General features: G+C 70.4%; 24 protein-coding genes and 1 riboswitch. Of the genes, 15 read left to right on the top strand and 9 right to left on the bottom strand.

Annotated elements, in window-relative coordinates; genetic code table 11:
• Positions 1 to 5 precede the first annotated feature (5 nt).
• The 4 genes from coxB to ACFYV5_RS26710 all read left to right on the top strand — a co-directional run bounded on the left by coxB (position 6) and on the right by ACFYV5_RS26710 (position 4466).
• A complete protein-coding gene (gene coxB, locus ACFYV5_RS26725; RefSeq protein ID WP_355109140.1) occupies positions 6 to 971 on the top strand; it encodes a cytochrome c oxidase subunit II in 966 nt (321 codons plus the stop codon).
• A complete protein-coding gene (gene ctaD / locus ACFYV5_RS26720; protein WP_355109142.1) occupies positions 968 to 2704 on the top strand; it encodes a cytochrome c oxidase subunit I in 1737 nt (578 codons plus the stop codon). Before coxB ends, ctaD begins: the two co-directional genes overlap by 4 nt.
• A complete protein-coding gene (locus ACFYV5_RS26715; protein ID WP_355109144.1) occupies positions 2701 to 3099 on the top strand; it encodes a cytochrome c oxidase subunit 4 in 399 nt (132 codons plus the stop codon). The genes ctaD and ACFYV5_RS26715 overlap by 4 nt, the downstream gene beginning before the upstream one ends.
• Positions 3100 to 3212: 113 nt before the next feature.
• Positions 3213 to 4466 (top strand): Ig-like domain-containing protein, encoded by a 1254-nt coding sequence (locus tag ACFYV5_RS26710; RefSeq protein ID WP_355109146.1) that lies wholly within the window; start codon positions 3213 to 3215, stop codon positions 4464 to 4466.
• A gap of 24 nt (positions 4467 to 4490) precedes the next feature.
• Here the strand turns inward: ACFYV5_RS26710 and ACFYV5_RS26705 are convergent, their stop codons facing one another.
• Positions 4491 to 4892, bottom strand: coding sequence for a hypothetical protein (locus ACFYV5_RS26705; protein ID WP_355109148.1), 402 nt, complete (start codon positions 4890 to 4892; stop codon positions 4491 to 4493).
• Positions 4893 to 5069: 177 nt separating this feature from the next.
• On the opposite strand from ACFYV5_RS26705, the gene ACFYV5_RS26700 reads away from it, so the two are divergent.
• The 6 genes from ACFYV5_RS26700 to ACFYV5_RS26675 all read left to right on the top strand — a co-directional run bounded on the left by ACFYV5_RS26700 (position 5070) and on the right by ACFYV5_RS26675 (position 12239).
• Positions 5070 to 5690: a heme-copper oxidase subunit III gene (locus ACFYV5_RS26700; RefSeq protein ID WP_355109150.1), complete on the top strand. Its 621-nt coding sequence runs from the start codon at positions 5070 to 5072 to the stop codon at positions 5688 to 5690.
• Between the two features lie 71 nt (positions 5691 to 5761).
• The gene (locus ACFYV5_RS26695) at positions 5762 to 6571 is read left to right on the top strand and encodes a cytochrome c (RefSeq protein ID WP_355109152.1); all 810 of its coding nucleotides are present in this window, start codon (positions 5762 to 5764) and stop codon (positions 6569 to 6571) included.
• Complete coding sequence (locus ACFYV5_RS26690) at positions 6568 to 7620, top strand: Rieske 2Fe-2S domain-containing protein (protein ID WP_355109154.1); 1053 nt, start codon at positions 6568 to 6570, stop codon at positions 7618 to 7620. Before ACFYV5_RS26695 ends, ACFYV5_RS26690 begins: the two co-directional genes overlap by 4 nt.
• Complete coding sequence (locus ACFYV5_RS26685; protein WP_389172516.1) at positions 7617 to 9242, top strand: cytochrome bc complex cytochrome b subunit; 1626 nt, start codon at positions 7617 to 7619, stop codon at positions 9240 to 9242. Before ACFYV5_RS26690 ends, ACFYV5_RS26685 begins: the two co-directional genes overlap by 4 nt.
• Before the next feature lie 130 nt (positions 9243 to 9372).
• Positions 9373 to 10437, top strand: coding sequence for an anthranilate phosphoribosyltransferase (gene trpD / locus ACFYV5_RS26680; protein WP_389172514.1), 1065 nt, complete (start codon positions 9373 to 9375; stop codon positions 10435 to 10437).
• Positions 10438 to 10534: 97 nt separating this feature from the next.
• A riboswitch (SAM riboswitch) is annotated at positions 10535 to 10651 on the top strand.
• Positions 10652 to 10835: 184 nt separating this feature from the next.
• Positions 10836 to 12239, top strand: coding sequence for an aminotransferase class V-fold PLP-dependent enzyme (locus ACFYV5_RS26675; protein WP_389172512.1), 1404 nt, complete (start codon positions 10836 to 10838; stop codon positions 12237 to 12239).
• 10 nt (positions 12240 to 12249) lie between these two features.
• Here the strand turns inward: ACFYV5_RS26675 and ACFYV5_RS26670 are convergent, their stop codons facing one another.
• The 7 genes from ACFYV5_RS26670 to ACFYV5_RS26640 form a co-directional block, all read right to left on the bottom strand.
• Positions 12250 to 13401 (bottom strand): glycerate kinase, encoded by a 1152-nt coding sequence (locus ACFYV5_RS26670; protein ID WP_389172510.1) that lies wholly within the window; start codon positions 13399 to 13401, stop codon positions 12250 to 12252.
• Positions 13398 to 14828, bottom strand: coding sequence for an SLC13 family permease (locus ACFYV5_RS26665; RefSeq protein ID WP_389172508.1), 1431 nt, complete (start codon positions 14826 to 14828; stop codon positions 13398 to 13400). The genes ACFYV5_RS26670 and ACFYV5_RS26665 overlap by 4 nt, the downstream gene beginning before the upstream one ends.
• A 79-nt stretch (positions 14829 to 14907) precedes the next feature.
• Entirely contained in the window at positions 14908 to 15567 is a 660-nt protein-coding gene (locus ACFYV5_RS26660) for a response regulator transcription factor (protein ID WP_389172506.1), read from the bottom strand.
• Positions 15552 to 17012, bottom strand: coding sequence for a sensor histidine kinase (locus tag ACFYV5_RS26655; protein WP_389172504.1), 1461 nt, complete (start codon positions 17010 to 17012; stop codon positions 15552 to 15554). Before ACFYV5_RS26655 ends, ACFYV5_RS26660 begins: the two co-directional genes overlap by 16 nt.
• Entirely contained in the window at positions 16987 to 17343 is a 357-nt protein-coding gene (locus ACFYV5_RS26650) for a small hydrophilic protein (RefSeq protein ID WP_389172502.1), read from the bottom strand. Before ACFYV5_RS26650 ends, ACFYV5_RS26655 begins: the two co-directional genes overlap by 26 nt.
• 75 nt (positions 17344 to 17418) lie before the next feature.
• On the bottom strand, positions 17419 to 17700 hold the full coding sequence (locus ACFYV5_RS26645; protein ID WP_017238849.1) for an Lrp/AsnC family transcriptional regulator: 282 nt from the start codon (positions 17698 to 17700) through the stop codon (positions 17419 to 17421).
• A complete protein-coding gene (locus ACFYV5_RS26640; RefSeq protein WP_389172500.1) occupies positions 17697 to 18446 on the bottom strand; it encodes a rhomboid family intramembrane serine protease in 750 nt (249 codons plus the stop codon). Before ACFYV5_RS26640 ends, ACFYV5_RS26645 begins: the two co-directional genes overlap by 4 nt.
• Positions 18447 to 18638: 192 nt before the next feature.
• On the opposite strand from ACFYV5_RS26640, the gene ACFYV5_RS26635 reads away from it, so the two are divergent.
• From ACFYV5_RS26635 to ACFYV5_RS26615, 5 genes are all read left to right on the top strand, one after another.
• Positions 18639 to 18881, top strand: a complete 243-nt coding sequence (locus ACFYV5_RS26635) for a hypothetical protein (protein WP_355109174.1) — start codon at positions 18639 to 18641, stop codon at positions 18879 to 18881.
• A 34-nt stretch (positions 18882 to 18915) separates the two neighbouring features.
• Entirely contained in the window at positions 18916 to 20280 is a 1365-nt protein-coding gene (locus ACFYV5_RS26630) for an NYN domain-containing protein (protein ID WP_355109176.1), read from the top strand.
• A 256-nt stretch (positions 20281 to 20536) separates the two neighbouring features.
• Complete coding sequence (locus tag ACFYV5_RS26625) at positions 20537 to 21565, top strand: NlpC/P60 family protein (RefSeq protein WP_355109178.1); 1029 nt, start codon at positions 20537 to 20539, stop codon at positions 21563 to 21565.
• 186 nt (positions 21566 to 21751) lie between these two features.
• Positions 21752 to 22780, top strand: a complete 1029-nt coding sequence (locus ACFYV5_RS26620; protein ID WP_389172497.1) for an NlpC/P60 family protein — start codon at positions 21752 to 21754, stop codon at positions 22778 to 22780.
• 40 nt (positions 22781 to 22820) lie between these two features.
• On the top strand, positions 22821 to 24035 hold the full coding sequence (locus ACFYV5_RS26615) for a hypothetical protein (protein ID WP_389172495.1): 1215 nt from the start codon (positions 22821 to 22823) through the stop codon (positions 24033 to 24035).
• Between the two features lie 5 nt (positions 24036 to 24040).
• Here the strand turns inward: ACFYV5_RS26615 and ACFYV5_RS26610 are convergent, their stop codons facing one another.
• The gene (locus ACFYV5_RS26610) at positions 24041 to 25306 is read right to left on the bottom strand and encodes a glycosyltransferase 87 family protein (RefSeq protein ID WP_389172493.1); all 1266 of its coding nucleotides are present in this window, start codon (positions 25304 to 25306) and stop codon (positions 24041 to 24043) included.
• Positions 25307 to 25351 lie beyond the last annotated feature (45 nt).

The raw sequence follows: 25351 nt of genomic DNA, 5'->3' as shown, positions 1-25351 counted from the left end.
GCTACGTGAGTCCCAACGGCTCCGACCGCTCGTCGCGGCGCCCGATGCGGCGGAAGCTGCCGCAGGTGCTGACTGCGGGCCTGATCCTGGCGACAGCCACGGGCTGCTCGTACAACTGGGAAGACTTCCCCCGCCTTGGTATGCCCACCCCGGTGACGGAAGAGGCCCCTCGGATCCTCTCCCTCTGGCAGGGCTCGTGGGCGGCTGCGCTCGTCACGGGCGTCCTGGTCTGGGGGCTGATCCTGTGGTCCGTCATCTTCCACCGGCGCAGCCGCACCAAGGTCGAGGTACCTCCGCAGACGCGGTACAACATGCCGATCGAGGCGTTGTACACGGTCACCCCGCTCATCATCGTCTCCGTGCTCTTCTACTTCACGGCACGTGACGAGTCGAAGCTCCTCGAGCTCTCCGCCAAGCCGGCCCACACCGTGAACGTGGTCGGCTACCAGTGGAGCTGGGGCTTCAACTACGTCGAGAACGTGCCCGGTGTGACGGGCGACGCGAAGACCGACAAGAACCTGGCAGCGATTCCGGACAAGTTCCTGAACGACTTCCCGGAGAACGCCGGCGGCGTCTACGACGCCGGTATCCCCGGCGACCGGAACCCGCAGAACGGCAACCCGGGTCCGACCCTGTGGCTGCCGAAGGGGGAGAAGGTCCGGTTCGTCCTGACCTCCCGTGACGTCATCCACTCCTTCTGGGTCGTCCCCTTCCTGATGAAGCAGGACGTCATCCCGGGCCACACCAACTCCTTCGAGGTGACCCCGACGCAGGAGGGCACCTTCATGGGCAAGTGTGCCGAGCTGTGCGGTGTCGACCACTCCCGGATGCTCTTCAACGTCAAGGTGGTCTCTCCGGAGCGCTACCAGCAGCACCTGAAGGAGCTGGCGGAGAAGGGGCAGACCGGCTACATCCCGTCGGGCATTGAGCAGACGGACCCGGCCAGGAATGCGGAGAAGAACCAACTGTGAGCATCCTCAACGAACCCCAGGGTGCGGCCGCGGCTGAGGACTCGTACGAGAACGAGCTCCCGGTACGCCGCAAGCAGCCCGGCAATGTCGTGGTGAAGTGGCTGACCACCACCGACCACAAGACGATCGGCACGCTGTACCTGGTCACGTCGTTCGTCTTCTTCTGCATCGGCGGTCTCCTGGCGCTCTTCATGCGCGCCGAGCTGGCCCGTCCGGGTACGCAGATCATGTCGAACGAGCAGTTCAACCAGGCGTTCACGATGCACGGCACGATCATGCTGCTGATGTTCGCGACGCCGCTGTTCGCCGGATTCGCGAACTGGATCATGCCGCTGCAGATCGGCGCGCCCGACGTGGCGTTCCCGCGGCTGAACATGTTCGCGTACTGGCTGTACCTCTTCGGCTCGATCATCGCCGTGGCCGGCTTCCTCACCCCGCAGGGTGCGGCCGACTTCGGCTGGTTCGCCTACACCCCGCTGTCGGACGCCGTCCGCTCGCCGGGTGTCGGTGCCGACATGTGGATCATGGGTCTGGCCTTCTCCGGCTTCGGCACGATCCTCGGCTCGGTCAACTTCATCACCACGATCATCTGCATGCGCGCTCCGGGCATGACGATGTTCCGGATGCCGATCTTCACCTGGAACGTGCTGCTGACCGGTGTCCTGGTCCTGCTCGCCTTCCCGGTGCTGGCCGCCGCGCTCTTCGCGCTGGAGGCCGACCGCAAGTTCGGCTCGCACATCTTCGACGCGTCCAACGGTGGCGCGCTGTTGTGGCAGCACCTCTTCTGGTTCTTCGGCCACCCCGAGGTGTACATCATCGCGCTGCCGTTCTTCGGCATCGTCTCCGAGATCATCCCGGTCTTCAGCCGCAAGCCGATGTTCGGCTACATCGGTCTGATCGCCGCGACGATCGCGATCGCCGGTCTCTCCGTGACCGTGTGGGCCCACCACATGTACGTCACCGGTGGCGTCCTCCTGCCGTTCTTCTCCTTCATGACGTTCCTCATCGCCGTACCGACCGGCGTGAAGTTCTTCAACTGGATCGGAACGATGTGGAAGGGCTCGTTGTCCTTCGAGACACCGATGCTCTGGACGATCGGCTTCCTGGTCACCTTCACCTTCGGTGGTCTGACCGGTGTCATCCTGGCCTCGCCGCCGATGGACTTCCACGTCTCCGACTCGTACTTCGTCGTCGCGCACTTCCACTACGTCGTCTTCGGCACCGTGGTCTTCGCGATGTTCGCCGGCTTCCACTTCTGGTGGCCGAAGTTCACGGGCAAGATGCTGGACGAGCGGCTCGGCAAGATCACCTTCTGGACGCTCTTCATCGGCTTCCACGGCACCTTCCTGGTGCAGCACTGGCTGGGCGCCGAGGGCATGCCGCGTCGTTACGCGGACTACCTCGACGCCGACGGCTTCACCGCGCTGAACACGATCTCGACGATCTCCTCGTTCCTGCTCGGTCTGTCGATCCTGCCGTTCCTGTACAACGTCTGGAAGACCGCCAAGTACGGCAAGAAGATCGAGGTCGACGACCCGTGGGGCTACGGCCGTTCGCTCGAGTGGGCGACCTCCTGCCCGCCGCCGCGGCACAACTTCCTCACCCTGCCGCGGATCCGTTCCGAATCCCCGGCGTTCGACCTGCACCACCCTGAGATCGCGGCGGTCGACCAGCTGGAGAACAAGCCGCACGAGGCCGCAGTCCTCACGGGCGGCAAGGAGGCCGGCAAGTGAAGATCCAGGGCAAGATGTTCATCTGGCTGAGCGTCTTCATCCTCGCCATGGCCATCGTCTACGGCGTGTGGTCGAAGGAGCCGGTCGGTACGACGGCGCTCTTCCTGGCCTTCGGCCTCGCCATCATGGTCGGCTACTACCTGGCCTTCACGGCCCGGCGGGTCGACGCGATGGCGCAGGACGACAAGGAGGCCGACGTCGCGGACGAGGCCGGCGAGGTGGGCTTCTTCGCCCCCCACAGCTGGCAGCCGCTCTCGCTGGGCATCGGCGGTGCGCTCGCCTTCCTGTCGGTCGCGATCGGATGGTGGCTGCTGTACTTCTCGGCGCCGCTGCTCCTGGTCGGTCTGTTCGGCTGGGTGTTCGAGTTCTACCGCGGTGAGAACCAGAACCAGTAGCAGGACCCCGTAACACCCCCGAGGGGCCCGGGCACTTCTTCACCGAAGTGCCCGGGCCCCTCGTTTGCAGCACTCGGCGCGCTGGCTGCGAAGAATGTTCTTACGGTGATGTCATGAACGACACGCCGCGCATTCGGACTGTTCTGTGCTGCACGCTGCTGGCTCTCGTGGTGACCGCGGGCGCCGGGGCCTGTGGGGGTCCCGACGGCCATCCGCTGTCGGCGAGGCCGTACGACGCGGCGGAGCAGGTCTCCTTCAACGCCCCGGCCGACGGCAGGAAGGCCGACCCGGACAAGGCGCTGGAGATCACGGCCAAGGGCTCGGACGGCCGCATCACCGACGTGACGGCCACCGACGCGACCGGGCACCACCTGGCCGGCGAACTCACCGCGGACGGGCAGCGCTGGCGCTCCACGGGCGCGCTGACGGCCGGCGCCCGCTACACGGTCAAGGTCTCCACGGAGGACGAGGACGGCGCCCCCGGCGCCCGTACGTTCACCTTCGAGACCTCCCCGGCGAAGCAGGGGCTGACGGTGAAGTTCGGCCCGGAGGCGGGCACGTACGGCGTCGGACAGCCGATCACGGCCGACCTCAGCGTCCCGGTCAAGGACCGGGCGGCCCGGGCGGTCGTCGAACGGGCCCTGAAGGTCCGCTCCACACCCTCGGTCGAAGGCTCCTGGCACTGGGTGGACGACGAGAAACTGCACTTCCGTCCGAAGGAGTACTGGCCCGCGGGCGCGACCGTCTCGGTCGCCGCCAACCTCAACGGCGTCAAGGTCGGCGACAAGCTGTACGGGGCGGAGTCGAAGCCGCTGCAGCTGAAGATCGGCGACCATGTGGAGGCGGTCGCGGACGCCGGCTCGCACTACATGACCGTGCGGCGCAACGGAAAAGTGATCAACACCATTCCGGTGACCACCGGCAAACCGGGCTTCTCCACCCGTAACGGCATCAAGGTCGTGCTCGGCAAGGAGTACTTCGTCCGTATGCGCAGTACCACCGTCGGCATCGCGGCGGGCAGCTCCGAGTCGTACGACCTGCCCGTCTACTACGCGACGCGGGTCACCTGGAGTGGTGAATACGTCCACGCCGCGCCCTGGTCGGTCGGCTCACAGGGAGTGGCGAACGTCAGCCACGGCTGTGTCGGCATGTCGACCGGAAACGCGGCCTGGTTCTACGAGACCGTCCGCCCCGGCGACATCGTGAAGACGATCAACAGCGCCGGCGACACCATGGACCCCTTCGGCAACGGCTTCGGTGACTGGAACCTCGCCTGGGACAAGTGGCGCCAGGGCAGCGCCCTGGTGGCCGACGCCAAGAGCGCCGCCCACCAGCCCAATCCGAACCGCCTCAGCCCGCTTGTCTAGGGCTCGGTTCGCCTCCGGGTCTTGTCAGGCGTCGATCGAGAGGCGGGAACGCAGCAGGGCGGCCAGGGACGCCGCGAACTCGACCGGTTCCACCGGGAGGGTGACCGCGGCGTCCGCGCGGCTCCAGGTGGCCAGCCAGGCGTCCTGCGGGCGGCCGATCAGGAGCAGCACGGGCGGGCAGTGGAAGACCTCGTCCTTGATCTGCCGGCACACGCCCATCCCGCCCGCCGGAACGGCCTCCCCGTCCAGCACGCAGACGTCGACGCCGCCCTCCTCCAGGCGCTTCAGCACCGCCGGGAGTGTCGCGCACTCGATGAACTCGACTGGGGGAACGTCCGCCGCGGGCCTGCGGCCCGCGGCCAGCCGCACCTGCTCCCGCGTGTTCGCGTCGTCGCTGTAGACCAGGACCGTGGCGCTCGACTGCATCGTTCCTCCGTGAAGGTCATCAACCGATGCGGCGGATGCTACTCCGTCCCACACCCCGTCAACACCGGTTCGACACCGCCAGGGAGTCCTCTTCGATGGGCCGTTCGGGCTGGACACACGCCCCTGACACTCCGAACGGCACCCCCCGGAGTGAGGGCGGGATAAGCGACCGACATAATGTCGGTCGTGGCGACAGTAACGACAGTAGAAACCGGGCACGCGCACCCGTCGGTCAATCGACCGAACCTCACCAGCGTCGGAACCATCATCTGGTTGAGTTCCGAGCTGATGTTCTTCGCGGCCCTCTTCGCGATGTACTTCACCCTGCGATCGGTGACGGGTGCCGAGTTCTGGGCGGAAAAGGCCGATGCCTTGAACTTCCCGTTCTCGGCGACCAACACCACGATCCTGGTGCTCTCCTCCCTCACCTGCCAGCTCGGCGTCTTCGCCGCGGAGCGGGGCGATGTGAAGAAGCTCCGGACGTGGTTCATCATCACGTTCGTGATGGGTGCGATCTTCATCGGCGGCCAGGTCTTCGAGTACACCGAGCTGGTCAAGCACGAGGGTCTCTCGCTCTCGTCGGACCCGTACGGCTCGGTGTTCTACCTGACCACCGGCTTCCACGGCCTGCACGTGACGGGCGGTCTCATCGCCTTCCTGCTGGTCCTGGGCCGGACGTACGCCGCCAAGAGATTCACTCACGAGCAGGCAACCGCCGCCATCGTCGTGTCCTACTACTGGCACTTCGTCGATGTCGTCTGGATCGGCCTCTTCGCCACGATCTACATGATCAAGTAATCGGGTCGCCGCAGGCGAACCGAGACATCCAGCAAGCATCGACGCAGAAGATCCTGACACCGGGGTAATCCGTGAAAAAGCTCTCCGCACGACGACGCCATCCGCTGGCGGCGGTCGTCGTCCTACTCCTCGCGCTGGCGGCCACCGGGGGGCTGTACGCCGCGTTCGCGCCCGCGGGCACGGCGAAGGCCGATGAAACCGCCCAGTCCCTCGCCATCGAGGAGGGCCAGAAGCTCTACTCCGTCGGCTGCGCCAGCTGCCACGGAACCGGCGGTCAGGGCACCTCTGACGGCCCGTCCCTGGTCGGCGTCGGCTCGGCGTCCGTGGACTTCCAGGTCGGCACGGGCCGCATGCCGGCCCAGCAGCCGGGCGCCCAGGTACCGAAGAAGAAGAACATCTACACGCAGGCTGAGATCGATCAGCTCGCGGCGTACGTCGCCTCCCTCGGTGCCGGCCCGATCACGCCGAAGGCGTCGCAGTACAGCGTCGAAGGCGCCAACATCGGCCGCGGCGGCGAACTGTTCCGTAACAACTGCGCCCAGTGCCACAACTTCACCGGTGAGGGCGGCGCGCTGACGCACGGCAAGTACGCCCCCAGCCTCGAAGGCGTGAGCCCGAAGCACCTGTACGAGGCCATGCAGACCGGCCCGCAGAACATGCCCTCCTTCCCCGACACGACCATGCCGGAGCAGGAGAAGAAGGACATCATCGCGTACGTCCAGGCCGTCAACAGCGACAAGACCAACAACCCCGGCGGGCTCTCCCTCGGCGGCCTCGGTCCCGTCAGTGAGGGTCTGTTCGGCTGGATCTTCGGTCTGGGCGGGCTGATCGCAGTTGCCGTCTGGGTCGCGGCCCACACCGCTAAGGCCAAGAAGTCATGAGTAGCCAAGAGATTCCAGAAGAGAACCTGCCCGCTGAGCAGGACACCGCGCACGGCGCGGTGAAGGTCCTCGACGACCCGTTCGCCGACCCGGGCCTTCCCCCCCACAAGCCGCGTATCCAGGACATCGACGAGCGGGCCGCCAAGCGGTCCGAGCGTGCGGTCGCCTTCATGTTCACGCTGTCGATGCTGGCCACCGTCGGCTTCATCGCCTCGTACGTGATCTTCCCGGTCGACCAGATCGTGTACATCTGGCCCTTCGGCCGGGTGTCCGCGCTCAACTTCGCCCTGGGTCTGACCCTCGGTGCGGCGCTCTTCTTCATCGGCGCGGGCGCGGTCCACTGGGCCCGCACCCTGATGTCCGACGTCGAGATCGCCGACGAGCGTCACCCGATCGCGGCCTCCCCGGAGACCAAGGCGAAGGTCATGGCGGACTTCGCGGCCGGTGCCGCCGAGTCCGGCTTCGGCCGGCGCAAGCTGATCCGCAACACGATGTTCGGCGCGCTGTCGCTCGTACCGCTGTCCGGTCTCGTGCTCCTGCGTGACATGGGCCCGCTGCCCGAGAGGAAGCTCCGGACCACGCTGTGGGCCAAGGGCAAGCAGCTCATCAACATGAACACGCACGAGCCGCTGCGTCCCGAGGACGTCGCGGTCGGTTCGCTGACCTTCGCGATGCCCGAGGGCCTCTCGGAGCACGACCACAACTTCCAGACCGAGATCGCCAAGGCCGCCCTGATGATCGTCCGCATCCAGCCGGACGACATCAAGGACAAGCGCGAGCTCGAGTGGTCGCACGAGGGCATCGTCGCCTTCTCGAAGATCTGCACCCACGTGGGTTGCCCGATCTCCCTGTACGAGCAGCAGACGCACCACGTGCTTTGCCCGTGCCACCAGTCCACCTTCGACCTGTCCGACGGCGCCCGTGTCATCTTCGGCCCGGCCGGTCACGCCCTCCCGCAGCTGCGGATCGGCGTGAACGACAAGGGCTTCCTCGAGGCGCTCGGCGACTTCGACGAGCCCGTCGGTCCTGCCTTCTGGGAGCGCGGATGAGCACTGTGACCGACACCAAGAAGAAGGCACCCGCCGGTGAGCGGGTCGCCGACTGGGCCGACGGCCGTCTCGGGATCTACTCCCTGGCCAAGGCCAACATGCGGAAGATCTTCCCGGACCACTGGTCCTTCATGCTCGGTGAGATCTGCCTCTACAGCTTCATCATCATCATCCTCACGGGCGTCTACCTGACGATGTTCTTCCACCCGTCGATGAACGAGGTGGAGTACCACGGCAGCTACGTCCCGCTGCAGGGACAGCTGATGTCCGAGGCGTTCAACTCGACCATGCGCATCTCGTTCGACGTGCGCGGTGGTCTGCTCATCCGGCAGATCCACCACTGGGCGGCGCTGATCTTCATCGCCGGCATGTTCGTGCACATGATGCGCGTGTTCTTCACCGGCGCGTTCCGCAAGCCGCGTGAGATCAACTGGCTGTTCGGCTTCCTGCTGTTCTTCCTGGGCATGTTCACCGGCTTCACCGGTTACTCGCTCCCGGACGACCTGCTCTCCGGCACCGGTGTCCGCTTCATGCAGGGCGCGATCCTGTCCGTGCCGGTCATCGGCACGTACCTGTCGATGTTCCTGTTCGGCGGGGAGTTCCCCGGCGGCGACTTCGTGGCCCGGTTCTACTCGGCGCACGTGCTCCTGCTGCCCGGCATCATGCTCGGCCTCGTGGTGGCGCACCTGATCCTGGTCTTCTACCACAAGCACACGCAGTTCGAGGGCCCCGGCCGTACGAACAAGAACGTCGTGGGCATGCCGCTGCTGCCGGTCTACATGGCCAAGGCCGGAGGCTTCTTCTTCCTGGTCTTCGGTGTCATCGCGGTCATCTCGGCGATCGCCTCGATCAACCCGATCTGGGCGCTCGGTCCGTACCGTCCGGACCAGGTCTCCACCGGCGCCCAGCCCGACTGGTACATGGGCTTCGCCGAGGGTCTGATCCGTGTCATGCCGGGCTGGGAGATCAACCTCTGGGGCCACACGCTCGTCCTGGGCGTGATGATCCCGCTGGTGATCTTCCCGCTGATGCTGGCGGTGATCGCGTTCTACCCGTTCATCGAGTCGTGGATCACCGGCGACAAGCGCGAGCACCACATCGCCCAGCGCCCGCGCAACGCTCCGACGCGCACCGGCGTCGGTGTCGCCTGGATCACCGCGTACATGATCATGCTCATCGGTGGTGGAAACGACATCTTCGCCACCCACTTCCACCTGTCGATCAACTCGATCACCTGGTTCGTCCGGATCTTCTTCTTCCTCGGGCCGGTCATCGCGTTCATCGTCACCAAGCGGATCTGCCTCGGCCTCCAGCGCCGGGACAAGGACAAGGTGCTGCACGGACGCGAGTCCGGCATCATCAAGCGCCTGCCGCACGGTGAGTTCGTCGAGGTCCACCAGCCGCTCAGCCAGGGTGAGCGGTACAAGCTCACGGCCCACGAGCAGAACGAGCCGGCCGAGCTCGGCCCGCTGGTCGACGAGAACGGCGTGGAGCGCAAGATCGGCCGTATGGAGAAGCTCCGCGTCAAGCTCAACAAGGGCTACTACGGCGGGGACAACCAGATCGCCAAGCCGACCGTCGAGGAGTACAAGGAGATCCAGAGCGGCCACGGCCACCACTGATCACCTGATCCCTTGACCTGAAGGTCGCCACAGCGGGAGCCCCGTCCATTCGATGGACGGGGCTCTTTGCCGTCCCCGTGGATCGATAGGGTGGACGCTGTAACCGTCAGGTGATGACCCAGGAGCTGCCATGAGCGCTGTGACCCCCGCTGGAGGACCTACCACGGCGGGCCGCTCGTGGCCGGCCGTCCTGGACGGTCTGCTGACCGGCCGCGACCAGAGCGCCGAGGACACCTCCTGGGCGATGGACCGGATCCTGAGCGGGGAGGCCACCGACGCCCAGATCGCCGCGTTCGCCGTGGCCCTGCGCGCCAAGGGCGAGACCGTCGAGGAGATCACCGGCCTCGTCCGCACCATGTACGAGCACGCCAGGACGATCGAGGTCCCCGGCGCCACGGTCGACATCGTCGGCACCGGCGGCGACGGAGCCAAGACCGTCAATATCTCCACCATGTCGGCGATCGTGGTGGCCGGCACCGGCGCCAAGGTCGTCAAGCACGGCAACCGGGCCGCGTCCTCGGCCTCCGGCGCCTCCGACGTCCTGGAGAAGCTCGGCGTCAACCTGGAGCTGACCCCGCAGCGGGTCGCCGAGGTCGCCGAGGAGGCCGGGATCACCTTCTGCTTCGCCGTGAAGTTCCACCCGGCGCTGCGCCATGTCGCGATGGCGCGGAAGGAGATGGGCATCCGCACCGTCTTCAACTTCCTCGGTCCGCTCACCAACCCGGCCCGGGTCAAGGCCCAGGCGACCGGTGTCGCCGACGCCCGGATGGCCCCGATCATGGCCGGTGTGCTCGCCGAGCGCGGCTCGTCGGCGCTCGTCTTCCGCGGCGACGACGGCCTGGACGAGCTGACGACCACGGCCACCTCACGGGTGTGGGTCGTACGGGACGGCGCGGTGCGCGAGGAGGCATTCGACCCGCGGGACGTCGGCATCGAGCTCGTACCGGTGGAGGCGCTGCGCGGCGCCGACGCCTCGTACAACGCCGACGTGGCCCGCCGGCTGCTCGCGGGCGAGACCGGTCCGGTACGGGACGCGGTGCTGCTGAACTCGGCGGCGGCGCTGACGGCGCTGGAGCCGGGGGAGGGCACTCTGGTGGAGCAACTGCGCGAGGGAATCGCGAGGGCGGCGGAGTCGATCGACTCGGGGGCGGCGAGGAAGGCGCTGGAGCGCTGGGTCGCGGCCAGCAACGCGTAGTTCCGCCCCAGGGCCCCGCGTGTGCGGGGCCCTGGCACGTTCCGGAATCCGGACACGGGTTGCGCCGGGGCGATCACGTGGCATAGCTTCTGTGCCAGGTCATGAGTGACAGCTACGAAGCCCCGGCTTGCTGTCCGGCAACCCTCCGTCCGTGGCGGGGTGCCCCGGGTGAAGACCAGGCCGTAGGCAGCGAGGTCTACGGCAAGCGCGGACCCCTCGAAACCTTGGGGTCCTGGTCCTCAGGGAGCCTCTTGTGAGCAAGCGAATGCGATAGGGCCTTCGGCCCCGTCTCCCCCTCCGCGCGAGCACCGTGTGTTGAGGCAACACCCGTACGAGGCACCCCACTTCGCGCTGCCCTGCGGGCCCTTCGCTGCCCAGTCATGCCAGGAGATACCGCCATGTCCGCGTACCCGAACGCCGCCACCGCCACCGCCGCTATTGCTTCCGAGGCCGAGTCCGGCGACCCCTGCTGCGGCGCCCCGCTGCCCGTTCTCGGGCGGGATGTCACCGTTCCGCTCGTCACCGGCGGCGAGGTCACCTACGCCGCGCTCGACTACGCCGCCAGCGCGCCGGCCCTGCAGCGGGTGTGGGACGACGTCGCCGCCTACGCCCCGTACTACGGCAGCGTCCACCGCGGTGCCGGGTACCTGTCGCAGCTCTCCACCGACCTCTTCGAGAACAGCCGCGCCACGGTCGCCGAGTTCCTCGACTGCCGCCCCGGCGACCAGATCGTCTTCACCCGCTCCACCACCGACTCGCTCAACCTGCTCGCCGCCGCGCTCCCCGACGACTGCCAGGTCTTCGTCTTCGAGACCGAGCACCACGCCTCGCTGCTGCCCTGGCAGGACGCGCGGGTGACGTACCTGAACGCGCCCCGCACCCCGGTTCAGGCCGTCGAGACCCTGGAGCGCGCCCTCGCCGACCGCGACCCGTACGGCCCCGCACTCGTCTGCGTGACCGGCGCGTCCAACGTCACCGGGGAGCTGTGGCCGGTGAAGGAGCTGGCCGCCGCCGCGCACGCCCACGGTGCCCGGATCGTCCTCGACGCCGCCCAGCTCGCGCCCCACCACCCCGTCTCCGTCCAGGAGCTGGACGTGGACTGGGTCGCCTTCTCCGGGCACAAGCTGTACGCCCCGTTCGGCTCGGGCGTCCTCGCGGGGCGCGCCGACTGGCTTCAGGACGCCGAGCCGTACCTCGCCGGTGGCGGCGCGTCCAAGAAGGTCGCCCGCCGCACCGACGGGGGAGTCGACGTGGAGTGGCACACCACCGCCGCCCGCCACGAGGCCGGTTCGCCGAACGTCATCGGCGTCTACGCCATCGCCTCCGCCTGCAAGGCGCTCACCGAGGCCGGCTTCGACACCCTCGTCGCCCGTGAGCAGCACCTGATCGCCACCGTCCGGGAGGGCCTCGCCGAGGTCCCCGAGGTGAAGGTGCTCTCGCTCTTTGGCGACGACGCTCCCCGCGTCGGTGTCATCTCCTTCGTCGTCGAGGGCTGGAACAGCTCCCACTTCGCTGCCGCGCTCTCCGCCGAGTACGGCATCGGTGTCCGCGACGGTCTCTTCTGCGCCCACCCGCTGGTCCGCACCCTGCTGGGCAGCGACCCGCAGACCCAGGGCGAGTGCGGGGCCCCGGAGGCCGCGCCCGGCGAGAAGTCGCTCAACGCGATCCGCGTCAGCTTCGGCGCCGGTACGCCGGACGAGCACGTGGAGCGTTTCGTACGGGCCGTGAAGGAGCTCGTCCGGGACGGCGCGCAGTGGAAGTACCGTACCGAGGACGGCCGTTGCGTCCCGGACCGCGGCTGAGTCGTACCGCTCAGGCCGCCAGCCTCGTCCCCACCAGGACCATCCGCAGGGCCCGCTCGGCCGCGTCGGCGAGGAACTCGGCGCCCCGGTCGAGCGCCTCGGGCAGGGCCATCGGCGCGGGCAGGATCGAACCGTAGGCGTCCACCCCCACCGCTCTGACGTGGTGGACGCCGTGTCCCAGCGTGCCGGCCAGCGCGAGGACCGGGACGCCGTGGGCCTTGGCCCGGCGGGCGACCTCGGCGGGGATCTTGCCCCGGACGGTCTGCCCGTCCAGGGCGCCCTCGGCGGTGATGACGAGGTCCGCGCGGGCCAGCCGGGCGTCCAGGTCGATCCGGTCGAGCAGTACCTCGAAGCGGGGCAGCAGCCGGCCGCCCAGGGCGGCGAGCCCGGCCCCGAGACCGCCCGAGGCGCCCGTGCCGGGGGCGGTCCGCAGGTCCACGGGCCCAGGGAGGTCGCGGCCGAGGACGGCGGCCCAACGCTCCAGAGCCGCCGACAGCTCCTCGACCTGCTCCGGACTCGCGCCCTTCTGCGGACCGAACACCCGCGCCACGCCCCGCCACCCGCACAGCACGTTGTACGGATTGCAGGCCACGAGCAGTTCGGTCCCGGTGAGGCGCGGATCGATACCACCCGTGTCGATCCGGTCCAGCCGGTTCAACGCACCGCCCCCGAGGGGGAGTTCGACTCCCTCGGCGTCCAGGAGCCGGGCGCCGAGGGCCTGGAGCGCGCCCGCGCCGCCGTCCGAGGTGCCGGAGTCGCCGCAGCCGACCAGGATGCGGCGGGCGCCGGAGTCCAGCGCGGCCCGGATCAGTTCACCGACCCCGAAGGTCGTGGTGGCGGCCGGGTCGCGCCGCCCGGCCGGTACCAGGGAGAGGCCCGCGACGGCCGCCATCTCGACCACCGCGGAGGAGTGGTCGAGGAGCGCGAAGTGGGTGCGTACGGGCGCGCCCAGCGGGCCGGTCGCGACCCGGGGCACGAGCGTGCCCCCGGTCGCGGCCGCCAGCGCCCGAGCCGTGCCCTCCCCGCCGTCCACCAGCGGGATCAGATCGAGCACGGCGTCCGGGCGGGCTCTGCGCAGCCCCTCGGCGATCGCCTCCGCGGCCTCGGGGGCGGAGAGGGACTCCTTGAAACCGCTGGGGGCGACGGCGATGCGAAGGGTCATGGCTGGGTCTCCGGAAGGACGGGCACGCCGAGCAGCGGCCAGACGGCGAGGGCGAAGCACAGCACCAGGGCGGCGCTGAGCGGGGCGAGCACGGCGGACAGCCGCAGCAGCTGACGCGGGGTGAAGCCGGGGACTCCATCGGGTGGTTCGGCGAACAGCGCGACCGGCTTGGCGGAGGCGGGCAGGGTCTGGCAGAAACCGGCGGCGGCCGTGGAGGCGAGCGCGGCGGCGACCGGGTTGACCCCGGCGCCGACCGCCGCGGCCATCACCAGGGGCACCAGGACGGACGAGCGGGCGGACCGCGACTGGAGCACCAGATGCGCGGCCGTGCCGACCACCACGACCACGGCGAGGAACGCCCAGGCCGGCACCCCGGCCGGCAGCCCGCCGACGAGCCAGCCCGCGGCGCCCGAGTCGACCAGCGCGACGCCCATCGCGGTGGTCGCCGCCATGAACAGGAGCATCGGCCACGGCACGGCCCCCAGCCCGTCCTTGAGCCGTACGGTCCCCAGCATCGGCGACGAGGCCACCACCGCGCCGATCAGCGCCACCACGGCGGGCGACACCCCGTGCAGCGGCTCCGAGCACCACAGGGCGACCACCGTGCCGAGCAGCGTCAGGCACCGGGTCTCCTCCGTGGTGAGCGGGCCCGAGACGGCGGTCGGGGAGTGCTCCTGGAGGTGCGCGACGGTGATCCGTACCGGCTCGCGCCGGTCCGCGCGGCGCGTGGTCGTCAACAGCACCGTCTCCGCGGCCAGATGGGAGGAGACCACCGCGAGCGGGAGCCCGAGCACCAGCCACTCCACGAAGCCGATCCGCTCGCCCGTCCGCTCCAGGAGCAGGCTCACCGTGATGAGATGCGCGCCCGCGCCGATCAGCGTGGTCACCGCCGACAACAGCACGACGGTGGGGAAGAGCAGCGCCAGCATCACCACCAGCCGGCGCCGCTCGGACAGGGTCTTGGCCAGCGCGAGGAAGACCGGCAGCGCGAGCGCGGCCCGGCCCGAGGTGGCCGGGACGGCGAAGGCCGTCACCACCAGGGCCGCGGTGGTCAGATGGACCAGCTGGCGTACGGTACGGGCCCCGCTGACCAGGAAGGCCGCGGCCCGCCCGGCGAGCCCGGTCCGGGTCACCGCGGCGGCCAGCACGAACGCGCAGATCAGCAGCCAGATCGTCGCGTCCCCGAGCGTGCCGAACAGCGTGTCGGCGCTGATCACCCCGGTCGCCGTCAGCGCGAGACCCGCTCCGAGCGCGACATGGGTGTCGTCGACGGGCGCGGCGATCCACGCGCAGGTGGCGAGGACGAAGACGGCCAGCGTGAGCCGGGCCTCGCCGCCGAGGCCCTGGGCGGTGCCCGGGACGGCGAGCAGGGCGCAGAGGCTCAAGGACAGGCAGAGCCACACCGCCTGGCGGAGGGAGAGGTTCACGAGAACCACTCTCCGAGCCGGGAGTGAGCCTCCCATGAGCCCTCCATGAAGGAAGGTTCACGCGGGGCTCGGGCCCCGCTCACGGCATGCGGTACCCCATGCCCCGTACCGTCTCCAGACGCTCCGCCCCCAGCTTCTTCCGCAGCGCCCGGACGTATACGTCCACGATGTTGGAGCCGGGATCGAAGTCGTATCCCCAGACGTGGGAGAGGATCTGCTCCCGCGAGAGCACCTGCCCCGGGTGGCGCAGGAAGAGTTCGAGCAGCACGAACTCACGGGCGGTCAGGTCCACCGTCCGCTCCCCGGACCGGGCCCGCCGGGTGCGCAGGTCCAGGCTCAGATCGCCGCTGCGCAACACGGTGACCTCGGGTGTACGGGCGGCGGTGCGCAGCCGCAGCCGTACCCGGGCCAGCAGCTCCTCGAAGCGGAACGGCTTGGTCATCCAGTCGTCCGCGCCGCCCTCCAGGCCGGCCACCGTGTCCCGTACCGAATCGCGGGCGGTCAACACGATGACGGGCAGCGTCACCCGGGCCTCGCGCAGTTCCCGCAGCACGGTGAAGCCGTCCCGGCCGGGCAGCCCGATGTCCAGGACCATCAGGTCGAAGCCGCCGGTGACCGCCCGGTCGAGGGCGGTGTCGCCGTCGGCGGCGACCGTGGTCGTGAAGCCGTTGGAGCGCAGTCCCTTCTCCACGAAGGAGGCGATGCGTTCCTCGTCCTCGGCGATCAGGATGCGGTGCACGGTGACTCCTCGAGGGCGAGTGTGAGGACGAAGGTGGCTCCGCCGCCCTCGGTCGGGCGCAGTTCGACACGGCCGCCCCGATGGCCTTCGGCGATGGCCCGGACGATGGCGAGACCGAGGCCGGCGCCGCTGGTCCGGGCACCGCGGCGGGCGGTGCCCCGCCGGAACCGTTCGAAGATGACCTCGGCGTCCTGCTCCTGCACGCCGGGGCCGCCGTCGGCGACGTACAGCTCGATCCGGCCCTCGGTCGTGCGCGAGCCGATCGCGATCCGCTGCCCCGGCACGGTGTGCTGGACCGCGTTCTGGGCGAGCTGCACCATCGCCTGGGTGATCCGCTGGGGGTCGAGGACGGCCTCCGGGTCGGCGACCCCGTCGAGGACCCAGTCCCGTTCGCCCAGCGCCCGCGCCTTCACGAAGACATCGGCGGTCAGTTCGGCGAGCTGGACCGGCTCGGTGCGCACGAAGTCGGGGCGTTCGGCCTTGGCGAGCAGAAGCAGGTCCTCCACGATCCGGCTCATCCGGTCGAGTTCGTCGGTCACCAGCCGCACGGTCTCGCGCTGCTCGGCCGGGTCCTCGCCCATCAGCTCCAGATGGCCGCGCACGATGGTGATCGGGGTGCGCAGTTCGTGCCCGGCGTCGTCGACGAACTGGCGCTGCCCGGCGAACGCCTGTTCCAGGCGGTCCAGCATCGCGTTGAAGGTCTCGGCGAGCGCGGCGATGTCGTCCCGTCCCTGCACGGGGATCCGCTGGGTCAAGTCCCGTTCGGTCAGCTCGGCGGCCGTCGCGCGCACCACTCGTACGGGTGCAAGGATGCGGCCCGCGACGGCCCAGCCGATGCCGGTCGTCATCAGCAGCGCCACCCCCGATATGGCGAGCAGGGCACGGAACGCCTCGTCGGCGACCGCCCGTTCGCGGTCCGCGTGGAAGGCGACGACGAAGGCCGCGTCCGGTTCGGCGCCGCCGGAGCCCTTGATGGGCACCTTCGCCCAGCGGACCTCGCCCTGGGCACGCGCGAGGCGTCCGGAGGGCGCGTCGGTGGCGGCGATGGCGTCGAGGGAGCCGCGGTCGCGGTGCAGCGCCACGGAGCGGGGGATGTCGCGGGACTGCCGGATGACCCGGAGCCCCGGGCCCCGCGTGCCCACCAGGCCCAGGAGCTCCTCGTCCGGGTCGGAGTACTGGCGCTGGAGGAAGATCCGCAGGAGCGCGTCGGGGTCGGTGAACGGGAGCCCGGTCGCGGGGTCGACGCCCTGCTCCACGAAGTTGGCGAACTCGCCGGTCTCCTGGGTCAGCAGCTGGTTGATGCGGTGGTCCACGTCCCGCAGCAGGATCGAGCGGGTGGCCACGGCGACGGCGGCCAGGGCCACGGCCATCACGAACAGCAGCCACAGCAGGATGCGGACGCGTGCGGAGACGCGGTGGTCAGCTCTCTTCACGGAGGTCGTCATCGTCGTCGCCGGTGGCCGAGGGCCCGGGCACGACCGCGTCGGACGGCGGGGCCGGGGGAGCGGCACCGGGGCTCGGGGCCGAGCCGCTCGGAGCGGAGCCGCCGGGGGTGTCCCCGCCGGGGGTGTCCCCGTCGGGCGAGGAGCCGCTCGGAGGGGAACCGCTGGGAGAGGAACCGCTCGGAGAGGTGCGGACCGGCGGCGAGCTGAGCTCCACGGCGGGCGGCACCCGGGGAGCCTCGGGCTCGTCGGTCAGTCCGTAGCTCGTCGCGGCGATCCCCAGCGGAATGGCGACGACGGCGGCGAGCGTGGCCATGCGATGGGTGAAGGACATGAGATCAGGCTGACGGGCGGAGACGCCGGCCAGGATGAGTCCCGGATGAGGATTCCTTCATCTTCGCCGCCGGGGTCAGGACTCCAGGCCGATGGCGAAGGCCGCTTCGAGGTCATGCTGGGAGTACGTACGGAACGCGACGTGGGTGTCCGTCGCCTCGACGCCGGGGATCTTGCTGATCCGGCCGGGGATCACGTCCGCCAGGTCGTCGTGCCGGGGCACGCGGACCATGGCGATCAGGTCGTACGTGCCGGTCACCGAGAAGACCTCGCTGACGCTGTCGAGCGCGGCGATCGACTCCGCGATCTCGGGGATGCGGTCCACGCTGGTCTTGATGAGCACGATCGCGGTGATCACGGCTGGCTTTCTCCCTCGGTCGCCGCGGCTGGGGCCTTCACCTTATCCCCATGGTGGTAGCGGCCCCAGGCGTAGAGGAAGCCGACGGCGAAGCCCACCACGTGCGCGAGGTAGGCGACCCCCGGGCCGGGCCCCGCCGAGCGGGCGGCCAGCCACTGGAGCACGAACCAGAAGAGGAGCACGATCCAGGCCGGGAAGCGCAGCGGCAGGAAGAAGAGGAACGGGAACAGGCTGGTCACCCGGGAGCGGGGGAAGAGGTACAGGAACGCCCCCAGGACCCCCGAGATCGCACCCGAGGCGCCCACCAGCGTCTGCTCGCTGCTCGCATGGACCGCCGCGTAGCCGAGCAGGGCCAGGTAGCCGCAGCCCAGATAGAAGAGGGCGAACCCGACCGCCCCCATCCGCTCCTCCGCCATCGCGCCGAAGACGTACAGGAACAGCATGTTCCCCAGCAGATGGAGCCAGCTGCCGTGGACGAAGAGGGCGGTGAGCGGGGTGAGCAAGGTGTGCGGCTCGCTGCTCATCAGCTCCGCCGGTACGACTCCCCAGCGGTGGAAGTACGCGCTCTGCGCGGCCAGCGCCGCGTCCCCCGTCCCGTACACCGGATCGAGGCCGGAGGCCGGGCTGATCAGGAACGTGAAGCAGCACGCGGCGATCAGGCCGTACGTCACCGCCGGTCCGCTCCGGGCGCCCCGCCACGCACCCCGGGCCGCCTTCCGCCAGTGGTTCCGCCGACAGTCGATCATGGACATATCATGGCTTAACAGGGCTCAACTGGACAGAGTGCCTCGCCGCGACACCGAGTACCCTCCCCGGACCTCGGCTCCGCCTGAGCAGGGGGTGCCCCCAGGGCCGTAGGGTACGGGCAGTACCTCCGCAGTTCGACGGCGCACCGCGGCACCCGCACTCGCATCACGCACATGAAAGAGGACGGCACGATGACGACGGTTCCCCTGCCGACCGCCGAGACCCGCTGGCGCTGCACGCTCTGCGGCAATCTGACCCGGTTCGACGTCACCCGCTCCTCCAAGGTCGTCGAGTACGTCCATCTGGACCTCGCGGGCGAACCGAAGGTCGAGGAGCGCGAGGTGGTCAGTGAGACCATCGAGTCGGTCCGCTGCCGCTGGTGCAACGCGGTGGACCAGATCGAACTGGTGGACAGGCCCGGCACCGACTCCTGACGGAGCGGTGCGCATGACGATGGGGTGACGGATCGTGGAGCAGCCCGCGCACGGTGGTGAACCGGCCGGCGCGGCAGGTGACGCTGCCGAGACGTTCGACCGACCGCTGCCGGACGGTGTACGGCGGCGGGTCGTCGCGCTGGTCTCGGACGCCTTCGGCGGGCTGACCGTCGCGGAGCTCCCGGCCCCCCTGCGGCAGTACGCGCGGTTCACCGCGAGCCGGCGGGCCAAGTTCGCGGGCAACGCCATGGCCGCCGCCCTGGAGAGCGATCCGCTCTTCCGGCAGCGGATCGGCGAGCGGTACAAGGAGGCCCAGCCCGAGCTGGCCGGGGCCGTCGAGTCCGGCACACCGCCCGCCGCGGCCGACCCCGTCGACGTCGCCGCGGCCGCCTACGTCCTGCGCCCCACCGGCTGGGTCAAGCTGGTCGCCGCCGCCGGCGAGGAGGCCCAGCGCGCGGACGCCGAGCGGGCCGACGAGGCCGGCCGGCGGGAGCTGGAGCGGCTGCGCGAGGAGGTCGCCGCCGCCAAGGAGCGCGGCCGCGCGGAGACCGAGCAGCTGCGCACCGATCTGGAGGCGGCCCGCAAGGAAGCCGAATCGCTTCACCGCAAGCTGCGCAGCGCCCAGAGTGATGTGAAGCGCGGTGAGGCGGCCCTGCGCCGCACGCAGGCCGAGATCGACACCGTCAGGGCGGAGGCGGCCGCGCAGGTCTCGGCCGCCGAGAGCGAGACCCGGCGGCTCAGGGCCCGGCTCGGCGAGGTCGAGACGGCCCTGGAGGCCAGCCGGCGGGCCGCCCGTGAGGGGCGCTCGGTGGAGGACATGCGGCTGCGCCTGCTGCTCGACACCGTCCTGGACGCCGCGGCGGGGCTGCGCCGCGAACTGGCCCTGCCGCCCGTCTCCGTCCGTCCCGCCGACACCGTCGACGCGGTGGAGCCGGGCCGGATGTCGCCGAAGGACATCGCGGCCCGCGCGCTCTCCGAGACCGATCCCGCGCTCCTCGACCAACTCCTGGCCCTGCCGCAGGCGCATCTGGTCGTGGACGGCTACAACGTCACCAAGACCGGCTATCCGACGATGCCGTTGGAGAAGCAGCGGCTGCGGCTGCTCGGCGGGCTCTCCGCGCTCGCGGCCCGCTCCGGCGCCGAGATCACCTGTGTCTTCGACGGGGCGGAGCTCGCGGCCCCGGTCCTGCTCGCCCCGCCGCGCGGGGTGCGGGTGCTGTTCTCCAAGGCGGGCGTCACCGCCGACGAGTTGATCCGTCAGCTGGTGCGCGCGGAGCCGCCGGGCCGGCCGGTCGTGGTGGTCTCCACCGACCGTGAGGTCGCCGACGGAGTGGCCAAGGCCGGGGCGCGCCCGGTTACATCCGCCTTGTTGCTCAAGCGGCTTTCGCGTAGCTCGTAATGAGTCATAACTCCTGGGCTTAATGCCCGAATTATGGAGGGCGCACGGTCAAGTGGCCATTACTGCCCGTGTGGTGTGTGTAAATAAAGTGCCGGGTGGGCGAGATTTTGCCCATGAGGATTTGAACTGATCACAAGATGGTCACTAGGGTCAGGCCTCGAACCTTCGCGCGGTTGATCATCCATCCGGGATGACAGCGGAGGAACCGCCTGCCGCAGCCTGGTTGGGCGGCTCGAGGAAGAAGGAGCTCGCCTTCGTGGCGTCCCACCGTCGTCCCAAGCAGCCGAGCCGTACCCGTGTGACCGTGCTCACCATGACCGCCGCCGCGGCCGTCGCGCTCACCGCCCAGACCGGTGCCCAGGCGGCTCCGAAGCCGAAGATCGACGACGTGAAGTCGAAGGTCGACAAGCTGCACCACGAGGCCGAGGAGGCCACGGAGCAGTACAACCTGGCCGAGGAGCGCCGCGGCAAGCTGCAGAAGGAGATCGGGGCCCTCCAGGACAAGGTGGCCCGCGGTCAGCAGGAGCTCAACACCCTGCGCGACAACATCGGTTCGGTCGCCAGCGCGCAGTACCGCTCCGGTGGCATCGACCCGGCCATCCAGCTCTTCCTCTCCTCCGACCCGGACACCTACCTCGACAAGGCGTCCGCGATCGACCAGCTCGGCGCCAAGCAGGCCGACGTGCTCCAGTCGATCCAGGCCAAGCAGCGCACCCTCGCCCAGCAGCGCGCCGAGGCGACGACGAAGCTCGCCGACCTCGAGGACGTCCGCAAGACGCTCGGCGAGAAGAAGAAGACCTTCCAGGGCAAGCTCGCCGAGGCGCAGAAGCTGCTCAACACCCTCACCGCCGCCGAGCGCGCCAAGATGCAGGCCGAGGAGCAGCGCGCCAGCCGCGCCGCCGGCGACCGCGTCGACCTCGGCAACGAGGTGCCGGCCTCGGCCCGTGGCCAGGCCGCGCTCAGCGCCGCCGCCACCCAGATCGGCAAGCCGTACGTCTCCGGTGCCGAGGGCCCCAACTCGTACGACTGCTCCGGTCTGACGCAGTGGGCCTACCGCCAGGCCGGCGTCTCGCTCAGCCGCACCACCTACACCCAGCAGAACGACGGCGTGAAGATCGGCCGCAGCCAGCTCAAGCCGGGCGACCTGGTCTTCTTCAACGGCCTGTCGCACGTGGGTCTGTACGCGGGCAACGGCACCATCCTCCACGCCCCGAAGCCCGGTGCCTCGGTCCGCTACGAGTCCATGAGCTACATGGGCACCTTCCAGTTCGGCGTGCGCGTCTGACGCAGCCCGACGTGACGCCCAATCGGGTGGTTCGTCGCATCCTCCGCTGACGTGACGCCCCGCCGGTGACCTGTGGTCTCCGGCGGGGCGTCACTGTCTGTGCCCGGCGCCTTCGTTGGACCCACGGTGATCAACGGCTACTGTCTGCCGCGCCAGTCTGGGTAACAGCCGAACGGAGCGCGATACGTGGCGTCCCACCGACGACCCGCGAGGGTCACCGTCCTGACCGCCGCCGCGGCCACCGCCGCCACGGCCTTCGGCGCCGTCCCCGCCAACGCCGACCCGGGCGGCGCCCCGGAGGCCGCCACCAGGGCGACGGTCGACCGGCTCTTCGAAGAGGCCGAACGGGCCACCGAGGGCTACAACAAGGCCGACGAGCGGGCGGACACCCTGCGCAGGTCGGTCTCCCAGGCACAGGACGGGCTGGCGCGCGGCCAGGAGCGCATCAACCGCATGCGGGGCGCGCTCGGTTCGGTCGCCGGCGCCCAGTACCGCTCCGGCGGCATCGACCCCGCCCTCGCGCTGCTGCTCTCCGCCGACCCCGATTCGTACCTGGACCGGGCCTCCGTGCTCGACCGGGCCGCCGCCCGGCAGAGCGCGGCGCTCGGGCAGCTCCAGGGCGAGCAGCGGCGGTTGACCCAGAAGCGGACCGAGGCCGGCCGCCTCCTCGCCGAACTGGAGCGCAGCCGGACCCTGGTCGCCCAGCACAAGCGCACCGTCGAACGGAAGCTCGCCGAGGCGCGCCGGGTCCTGGAGTCCCTGAGCGCCCAGGACCGCGCGGAGTTCGACCGGGACGCCCGGGCCTCCCGCTCCGGCAGGGGCGGACTGGCCGAGGAGCCACCGCCGCCCGCCGACCTGGGTCCGGCCTCCTCCCGCGCCGCCGCGGCGGTGATCGCGGCGCGCAGCGCCATCGGCATGCCCTACGTGTGGGGCGCGACCGGCCCGCGGGCCTTCGACTGCTCCGGCCTGATGGTGTGGTCGTACCGGCAGGCCGGGATCAGCCTGCCGCGGACCTCCTCCGCGCAGCGGTACGCGGGACGGCAGGTGCCGCTCTCGCAGGCGCAGCCCGGCGACCTCGTGACGTACCGCAGCGACGCGAGCCATGTCGGGATCTACGCGGGCGACGGGCAGGTGATCCACGCCCCGTACCCCGGGGCGCGGGTGCGCTACGACCCGGTCGGGATGATGTCCCACGCGACGGTGACGCGGGTCTGACCGTACGACCACCCGCACGTCTGCCCGTACGATCGGGAGCGTGGCAGGTCAGGGGTGGGGAGCGGCGCGCGGGGCCGCGGCCTGTCTGGTGGCCTGTCTGCTGGCGCTCACCGGGTGTGCCGTCCCGGAGCCGCCCGACCCCGCGGCCCGCGAGATCCAGACGCTGCTCGACCGGCACGCGCGGGCGGTCCTGACGCGGGACGAGGCGGCGTACACGGTCGCGCTCGACCCCTCGCTGGCCTCCGCCGCGTTGAAGGAGCTCGACCAGCTGGCCGAGGTGCCGCTGGCCTCGTGGGCCTACCGCGTGGAGCATGTCGACCGCAGGGGCGGTGACCGGGCGACGGTACGCGCCGAGCTGACGTACCGGGTCGAGGGCTACGACCCCGGCCCCGTCACCACGCCGCGCGTGCTCGACCTGACCGAACGGGACGGCCGGTGGTACGTGACCGCCGACCGGCCCGGCGAGGGCGCCGCCCAGCAGCTGTGGCAGCAGGGCGAGGTGGAGGCGGTACGGGGCCGGCGCAGCCTCGTCCTCGGCGTCGGGCAGCCGGAGGAGAGCCTGAAGGCGATCGCGGCGGAGGCCGACCGGGCGGTGCCCGCGGTCTCGGCGGCCTGGCCCTCGCCCTGGGCCCGCCGGGTCGTGGTCCTCGTCCCGGCCTCGCTGGACGCCATGGGAGGGCTGCTCGGCGCCCCGGCGGCCTCGTACCGGGGCATCGCGGCCGTCACGACCGGCGAGGTCGGCGGCGGCCCGGACGCACCCGCGGACCGGGTGATCGTGAACCCCGAGGCGTACGGCGTCCTCGGCGACTTCGGCCGGCGGATCGTCCTCACCCACGAGGCGACGCACGTGGCCACCCGCACCGCCACCTCGGCGGCCACGCCCGTGTGGCTGTCCGAGGGCTTCGCCGACTGGGTCGCGTACCGGGGCACCGGCCGCACGGCCGCCCAGGCGGCCCCCGAGCTGCGCCGCGCGGTCCGCGCCGGCGATCTCCCGGCGGTCCTCCCGGACGACAAGGACTTCACCTTCGGCGGCGACGGGGACGCCCTGGCGCGCGCGTACGAGAGCGGATGGCTGGCCTGCACGCTGATCGCCGAACGCTGGGGCGAGGCGAAACTGATCGCCTTCTACCGCGCGGTCGGCGCCCACCCGGGCCGCGAGGGCGCGGTGGAGAAGGCCCTCCACGAGGTCCTGGGCACGACCCCGGAGTCCTTCACGGCCGACTGGCGCGCCTTCCTGAGGGAGCGACTGGGGTGACGCGCTCAGGCGACCGGCATGGTGCTCCTCGCCCGCTCCGGCTGCGGGACCGGAGTCACCACCGGAGCGAGACGCGGCTCCGTCACCGTCTGGTGCCACAGGACGCGGCAGGCCGAGACCGAGGCGGCGACCAGCAGACCGTTCCGTACCAGCAGCAGCGCGATGCCCAGCGGATCGCTGTCGGTCACGTGCGAGAACCACACCGGGAACTCGAACTGCGTCACCGCCGTCGCCCACACCACCAGATGCGCCGGCCGGCGCATCCGGCTCGACCGGTAGGCCATGCACACGGCCGCCAGACCGACCAGCCAGATCATGTACTGGGGGCTGATCACCCGGCTCGTCGTCGTGAACAGCAGCACCGCCACGAACGCCGCGTCCGCCGGGGTCGAGGTCGCGAACGCGCGGGCCCTGAACCGCCACACCAGCAACCAGGCGAAGGAGGCGATGGTCAGAGCCATGGCCGCGCTCGCGACGGTGGAGACGTACGGGCCGAGGAACTCGATCGAGCCGTAGTTCATCCGCGCCTCGCCGTCCCAGCCGACGTGCCGTGCCACATGGAAGAGCATCGCGCCCAGGGACTCGAGCTCCAGTCCCCGTTCGCGCTGGAACGTCAGGAACGCCAGCGCCCCCGGCGCGGCGAGCACACACAGGAGCAGCAGCCCCGCCGCCGCGCCCGCCGCCGTCGACCACGAGCGGAAGGTGGCACGGCCGCGCGGGGTGCCCACGAGCAGCAGCACCGGCCAGACCTTCAGCATCGCGCCCAGACCGGCCAGCGCGCCGAGCACCCGCGGCCGGGACAGCCCGGCGAGAAGCGCGGCCACGGCGACGGCGGTGACCATCAGGTCGTACCGGGCGTAGGCGGTCGGGCCGAGCAGCGGCACACCCGCGATCCAGATCCACGCACCGTGCCGGCTCCGGCCCCGGCGCTTCCCCGCGTACATCAGCAGTCCGAAGACGAGCGCGTCGCACAGGAAGGCGAGCACGAAGAAGGCGGCGGAGTACCCGAGGAACGGCAGCAGCGCGGGGGAGAGGATGGCCACGGCGGCGAGCGGCGGGTACTGCCAGGTCACGTCGTCCAGCGGGTACGTGCCGGTCTTCAGGACCTCGAACCAGCCCTGGTAGATCTGCTCTATGTCGCTCGTGACGTCCGGCCCGGGGACGGTGACGACCTTGAAGACACAGAGCAGCAGGACGATCCGGGTGAGTCCCCAGAGGAGGACGGGGTTTCTTCTCGCGCGCTCGGCAGCCGTACCCAGTACGCCCGTCATTCCTACCTCGTCCAATTCTGTCGGTCCGGTCCGCGCCTGGGGAGG

The organism is Streptomyces sp. NPDC003035 (assembly GCF_042888285.1).
Classification (GTDB): domain Bacteria; phylum Actinomycetota; class Actinomycetes; order Streptomycetales; family Streptomycetaceae; genus Streptomyces.
The sequence above is the reverse complement of the archived record's forward strand: the minus strand, read 5'-3'. Positions and strand labels throughout refer to the sequence as shown.

Coding starts and splice junctions, on each gene's coding strand:
- ACFYV5_RS26710 (WP_355109146.1), top strand. CDS start 3,213: ATGAACGACACGCCGCGCATTCGGACTGTTCTGTGCTGCACGCTGCTG.
- ACFYV5_RS26705 (WP_355109148.1), bottom strand. CDS start 4,892: ATGCAGTCGAGCGCCACGGTCCTGGTCTACAGCGACGACGCGAACACG.
- ACFYV5_RS26700 (WP_355109150.1), top strand. CDS start 5,070: ATGTCGGTCGTGGCGACAGTAACGACAGTAGAAACCGGGCACGCGCAC.
- ACFYV5_RS26690 (WP_355109154.1), top strand. CDS start 6,568: ATGAGTAGCCAAGAGATTCCAGAAGAGAACCTGCCCGCTGAGCAGGAC.
- ACFYV5_RS26685 (WP_389172516.1), top strand. CDS start 7,617: ATGAGCACTGTGACCGACACCAAGAAGAAGGCACCCGCCGGTGAGCGG.
- trpD (WP_389172514.1), top strand. CDS start 9,373: ATGAGCGCTGTGACCCCCGCTGGAGGACCTACCACGGCGGGCCGCTCG.
- ACFYV5_RS26675 (WP_389172512.1), top strand. CDS start 10,836: ATGTCCGCGTACCCGAACGCCGCCACCGCCACCGCCGCTATTGCTTCC.
- ACFYV5_RS26670 (WP_389172510.1), bottom strand. CDS start 13,401: ATGACCCTTCGCATCGCCGTCGCCCCCAGCGGTTTCAAGGAGTCCCTC.
- ACFYV5_RS26655 (WP_389172504.1), bottom strand. CDS start 17,012: ATGACGACCTCCGTGAAGAGAGCTGACCACCGCGTCTCCGCACGCGTC.
- ACFYV5_RS26650 (WP_389172502.1), bottom strand. CDS start 17,343: ATGTCCTTCACCCATCGCATGGCCACGCTCGCCGCCGTCGTCGCCATT.
- ACFYV5_RS26640 (WP_389172500.1), bottom strand. CDS start 18,446: ATGATCGACTGTCGGCGGAACCACTGGCGGAAGGCGGCCCGGGGTGCG.
- ACFYV5_RS26635 (WP_355109174.1), top strand. CDS start 18,639: ATGACGACGGTTCCCCTGCCGACCGCCGAGACCCGCTGGCGCTGCACG.
- ACFYV5_RS26610 (WP_389172493.1), bottom strand. CDS start 25,306: ATGACGGGCGTACTGGGTACGGCTGCCGAGCGCGCGAGAAGAAACCCC.